This is a genomic window from Pseudomonas sp. 10C3, assembly GCF_036346185.1.
Taxonomy (GTDB): domain Bacteria; phylum Pseudomonadota; class Gammaproteobacteria; order Pseudomonadales; family Pseudomonadaceae; genus Aquipseudomonas.
Genome location: NZ_JASJVE010000101.1, coordinates 1 through 281, shown reverse-complemented (window position 1 = coordinate 281; position 281 = coordinate 1). Strand labels below are relative to the sequence as shown.

1 protein-coding gene is annotated in these 281 nt (G+C 54.4%); it reads right to left on the bottom strand.

From position 1 onward, the window contains the following. Positions 1–228 (bottom strand): hypothetical protein (locus QN399_RS26295; RefSeq protein ID WP_330201940.1); only part of this gene is annotated, 228 nt, incomplete at its 3' end. Positions 229–281 lie beyond the last annotated feature (53 nt).

The following is a 281-nucleotide window of genomic DNA, read 5'->3' as shown; positions in this document are numbered from 1 at the left end:
GTCAACGTTCTCCGTCCAACTGTGGATCAACTCTTCTTCGGTGGACGCGTTATACCCGGCCTTGAGTTTGAGTGTGTCGCGCACAGACTGAGCACTGACGCCCACCAAGTGTCGCTCAACATATTCGGCAATACCGCTGACCGCCGCCCCGGGACCGGTCAAATCGATGGTGGCCCTTGCCCCGTAACGAAGACCGTCGCTGTGATAACTGACAATGGCGCCAATCACTTTTGCTCGGTATTGCTGTTGTCGAAATGTTGACGTAAAGGGTAATTCAGCGA